This is a genomic window from Ruminococcus sp. (genome assembly GCF_017650195.1).
In the GTDB taxonomy this organism is placed as follows: domain Bacteria; phylum Bacillota; class Clostridia; order Oscillospirales; family Ruminococcaceae; genus Ruminococcus.
In genome coordinates this window covers 1-4,931 of sequence record NZ_JAGCFH010000178.1, presented here as the reverse complement: position 1 = coordinate 4,931, position 4,931 = coordinate 1, and the positions used below count along the sequence as shown (strand labels likewise).

The 4,931-nt window shown below is 43.2% G+C and carries 4 protein-coding genes and 1 pseudogene; all 5 read left to right on the top strand.

From position 1 onward, the window contains the following. Positions 1-213: pseudogene (locus J6U00_RS08365) on the top strand (ABC transporter permease); the annotation flags it as partial. 603 nt (positions 214-816) lie between these two features. Then, entirely contained in the window at positions 817-1,713 is an 897-nt protein-coding gene (locus J6U00_RS08360) for a class I SAM-dependent methyltransferase (RefSeq protein WP_296580946.1), read from the top strand. Between the two features lie 63 nt (positions 1,714-1,776). Continuing rightward, on the top strand, positions 1,777-2,937 hold the full coding sequence (locus tag J6U00_RS08355; RefSeq protein WP_296580944.1) for a PLP-dependent aspartate aminotransferase family protein: 1,161 nt from the start codon (positions 1,777-1,779) through the stop codon (positions 2,935-2,937). Between the two features lie 10 nt (positions 2,938-2,947). Then, positions 2,948-3,859: a cysteine synthase family protein gene (locus tag J6U00_RS08350; RefSeq protein ID WP_296580942.1), complete on the top strand. Its 912-nt coding sequence runs from the start codon at positions 2,948-2,950 to the stop codon at positions 3,857-3,859. Between the two features lie 131 nt (positions 3,860-3,990). Next, the gene (locus tag J6U00_RS08345) at positions 3,991-4,899 is read left to right on the top strand and encodes a LysR family transcriptional regulator (RefSeq protein ID WP_296580940.1); all 909 of its coding nucleotides are present in this window, start codon (positions 3,991-3,993) and stop codon (positions 4,897-4,899) included. The last annotated feature ends 32 nt before the right edge of the window (positions 4,900-4,931 follow it).

Sequence of the window (4,931 nt, the reverse complement as noted above, 5' to 3'; positions counted from 1 at the left end):
TGCAATCAGGGACTGAGCGTATCATTCATACTTCTCACATCTGCGGAGATGATAGGAGCACGTGACGGTATGGGCTATTATGTAAAATATTACTCCGACTTTGGAGATTACACACGTACTATCACAGGACTCCTCGTTATCGGTTTTGTGGTAATTGCCGTTACATTTCTGTTCAATAAGCTCCAGAATCGACTGCTTCGCTGGAAACATTAAAATATGCCAAAGGACTTTTTGTTCTTTGGCTATTTTCATTATACTCTTTCCTTCTTTACTTATTGTTTTCTTACTTGAAAATGCTTTGTAAGCTAATGCAATAATCCATGATATAAAGAGAAAATGTGTTAAGAGGCTGTCGATACAAGTCCAAATATTTCCGTGTCGTTATTAGTAGGCGAATAATGTTTGCTCCTACAATTCCAAATTTTGCGTTCCGAATTAAAATTCGCAATTCCAATAAAACTAACGGCTAATAGCTCGGTACTTAATTGCAAAATCTACAAAGACTATAAGAATAATAGGATAAAACTATAACTATCGCCGAATATAGCTTAAACCTATTGACAGTTAAGGGGATGAATGCTATAATACATATAGTTCCGATAGGAATACAGAAGATTAATGAAAGGGAGTGCTGAACATGAGAGCTTATATGATGTGCTGTATGCAGTGTTGTTGTATGAACATATCAAATGATATCCGTATTCTGCATACTTATGCTCAGCGATGTTGCGTCTTCTCTTGACTTTAAGCGAGTAAATATGTTATGCGTAGAATGCGAATGTCATTCTACGCATTTTTTGTTATGGAGAGATTACTATGGTAAATGAAAGAGAAAGCGTAACTGCTAAGATATGTGCGTTTGTGAGAGCATGGCACTCCAACCGTTCTAGAGATAAGATATATGATGATTACCTTGCCTACGATATGCTTGGTAAGGAGGAATATGACAGCATATACGAACTCATAAGCAGCGGACTTGACGGTTCCCGGCATTTCTCTCGGGAGGACACGGAGCAGATAATTGCTGAATACTTCGCTCCAATACCACTGTCAAGAATACACTTCAACGAGAGCAGACTTGCGGATTTCGCAGCTGAAAACGGCGAAGTTCAGTATGTTATATGCGGAGCAGGGTCGGATACCTTTGCTTTTCGAAATGAAAACGAGGACATCGAGATATTCGAGATTGACCACCCAGATACTCAGCGCTACAAGCTTGGAAAGATAGATGAGCTGGAGTGGAATATCCGCAGAAATGTTCACTATGTATCAGTTGATTTCGAGCGTGAGCGAATGTGTGATAAGCTCCTTGCGGCAGGATTTGACCCTGCAAAGAAGACGTTTTTCAGCATACTCGGCGTTTCATATTATCTAACGCTAGATGTGTTTTCGGATACACTTGCGCAAATGGCGGAACTTTCGGCACTCGGAAGCGTTGTAGTGTTTGATTATCCTATAAAAACAGGGGAGTTTCCCCGGAGAGTTACAAGACTTGAAAAGATAACGGAATCACTCGGAGAGGAGATGCGAGGTGGATTTGATTACAATGAAGTATCTCGTGCCCTGTACTCTCTCGGTTTCCAAATAGATACTTATATGCCGCCTGAAAAGGTGCAGCAGGAATACTTCGACGGACGGCAGGATGATCTTAGGGCGTTTGAAAATGTAAGTCTGATTTCTGCACAGTATACTGCAGGCTATGACTACGAATAAACTATTAGCAATAAGAACAACAGCTAACAGCTACAGGGCTAACGACTAAAAAGGAGAATAATTATGAGCAATTTTAAAAATGCAGAAACAGCACTTATACACGGAGGCATTTCCATTGATGAAAGAACAGGTGCAGTAAATGTGCCGATCTATCAGACATCCACTTACAAGCAGGACGGTCTCGGTAAAATGAGAGGCTATGAGTATTCACGTACCGGAAATCCCACCAGAGAGGCTCTTGAAGCGCTTATCGCAGAGCTGGAAGGCGGAGTTGCAGGCTTTGCATTCGGTTCCGGAATGGCAGCTATTACAGCAGTCCTCAGCCTTCTTCACAGCGGCGACAGAGTGCTTATATCAAGCAATGTCTACGGTGGTACATTCCGCCTGTTGAGCAGGGTTTTTGATCATTTTGACTTTACCTATACCATTGCCGATACTGAACATCCGGACGTTTACGAAAGCCAGATCACTGACGATGTAAAGGCTGTTATTATAGAGAGCCCGGCAAATCCTCTTATGACAGTTACTGATATCAGCGCAATTGCGGAAGTATCCCACAGGCACGGACTTCTGGTCATCGTGGACAATACTTTCATGACTCCATATCTTCAGAAGCCCCTTGAGCTTGGTGCGGATATTGTCGTACACAGTGCTACAAAGTATCTCGGCGGTCACAGTGATGTAGTATCAGGACTTGCAGTAGTAAGCACAAAGGAGCTTGCAGAGAAGATAGCATTCATACAGAATTCTACCGGAGGAGTTCTCGGACCCTTTGATTCATTCCTGCTTATCCGCGGTATAAAAACCCTTGCTGTACGTATGGACAGACACGTATACAACGCTGAAAAGATTGCGGAGTTCCTTTCAAAGCACAAGGCAGTGAAGAATGTTTACTATCCGGGACTGTCAGGCAGTCAGGGATATGAGACAAATCGCAGACAGGCTAAGAATGGTGGCGCAATGATATCCTTTGAGCTCCACGAAAACTATGATATAAATTCTTTCTTTGAGAGCCTAGAACTTGTATCTCTTGCAGAAAGCCTCGGTGGCGTGGAGTCCCTCGTATGCCATCCTGCGACAATGACCCATGCTTCTATTCCTGCCGATATACGCAAAAAGGTCGGTATCACTGACGGACTTATCCGACTTTCAGTAGGTATCGAAAATATTGAAGATATTCTTGTGGATATTGAACAGGCTATTGCAAAATCAGAGAGAAAGTGAGATAATAGATATGAGATACTATGATTCTATGCAGTCGCTTATAGGCAATACTCCTTTGGTGCGCCTTGGGAATATAACTGGCATTGCAGATGTGAACGTTTTTGCAAAGCTAGAACTGTGGAATCCTTCTGGAAGCGTCAAGGACCGTACAGGGTTGTATATGATAAACGATGCAGAGAAAAAGGGACTTCTAAAAAAAGGCGGTACCATCGTTGAAGCTACCGCAGGCAATACGGGACTTGGAATAGCTTTTGCGGCACTTAATCGTGGCTACAGGATAATCTTTGTAGTACCTACAAAGTTTTCGGCGGAAAAGCAGGCTCTTCTCCGCGCACTGGGCGCGGAGGTAGTTAATACACCTCGTGAGCTGGGTATGCTCGGTGCAGTCTCCAAGGCAGAGGAGATAAAGGCACAGATACCGGGCTCAATATCTTTGGAGCAGTTCAAAAATCAGAGTAATCCCCTTGCACATTACGAAACTACAGGACGCGAGATATTCGAGGATCTTGACGGCAGGATAGATTACGTGGTTGCAGGTGCAGGAAGTGGAGGTACTTACACGGGTATACTCCGCTACCTGAAAGAGAGAGTACCTTCTGTAAAGGGTATTCTTGCAGACCCCATTGGTTCTACAATGGGCGGCGGTGAGCACGCCGACTACAACATCGAAGGCATTGGCAATGACTTCATTGCGGATACTATGGATATGTCTCTTGTTGACGATGTTATAAAAGTAAATGATAAAGAGGCTTTTGAAACGTCCCGGTTACTTGCAAAGACAGAAGGAATAATCGCAGGCTCCTCCTCAGGAGCAGCTATGGCGGCAGTACTCAAGCTTATTGACGGCGGCGCCAAAGGCAATATAGTAACGGTATTTCCTGACCGAGGTGACAGATATTTCAGTACCGGACTTTATGATTAATTGAGAATGGAGAATTGAAAATGAATGTGTTAACTTTCACTTACTTATTTTGATTTTTCCACGACATAGGACAGCGCAATTCTGCATTTTCAATTCTAATATCTCAATTTAAAATTATCGGGAGGTAAACAATGACTTTACAGCAGCTTAAATACATACTTGCCATATCGGCAACAGGTTCTATGAACAAGGCAGCGGAGCAGCTCTACGTTTCCCAGCCTTCTCTTACTTCCTCAGTGCAGGAGCTTGAAAAGGAGATAGGCATAAAGATCTTCAATCGCAGCGGCAGGGGAGTTACCCTCACCAACGACGGTGCGGAGTTTATACAGTATGCCCGTCAGGTCGTAGGACAGTTTGACGTGCTTGCTGAGAAGTATATCAGCAAGGGTAATGTCAAGAAAAAGTTCGGCGTTTCGACACAGCATTACTCTTTTGCAGTAAAGGCGTTCGTGGAAATGGTCAAGGAGTTCGATACTACAGAGTACGAGTTTGCAGTTCGTGAGACAAAGACAGCTGAAGTCATCAGCGATGTTGCTACCATGCGTAGTGAGATAGGTATAATCTATCTTAACGATTTCAACCGTAAGTCCATAACAAAGCTGCTTCACTCAAACGGCATAGAATTCCATACCCTTACGAAATGCAGTCCGTTCGTTTATATTTGGAAGGGACACCCACTTGCAAAGGAAAAAAAGATAACCTTTGAACAGCTCGCCGACTATCCATGCCTTTCCTTTGAACAGGGCGACAACAGTACTTTCTACCTTGCCGAGGAGCTGCTCAGTACAGCAGATTATCAGCGTACTATAAAGGCAAACGACCGTGCCACTATGCTTAACCTTATGATTGGTTTGAACGGTTATACCCTCTGCTCCGGCATTATTTGCGAGGAGCTCAACGGCAGCGATTATATAGCAGTACCTTTTGATGACGATACTGACGAAGTAATGGAAATAGGCTATATCACACTAAAAAATGTTATTCTCAGTGAAATGGCAGAAATATACATTGAGGAGATAAAGACCTACCTCAACATATAGTCTTAAACTATATCTCCGCATAAATGTCTGGT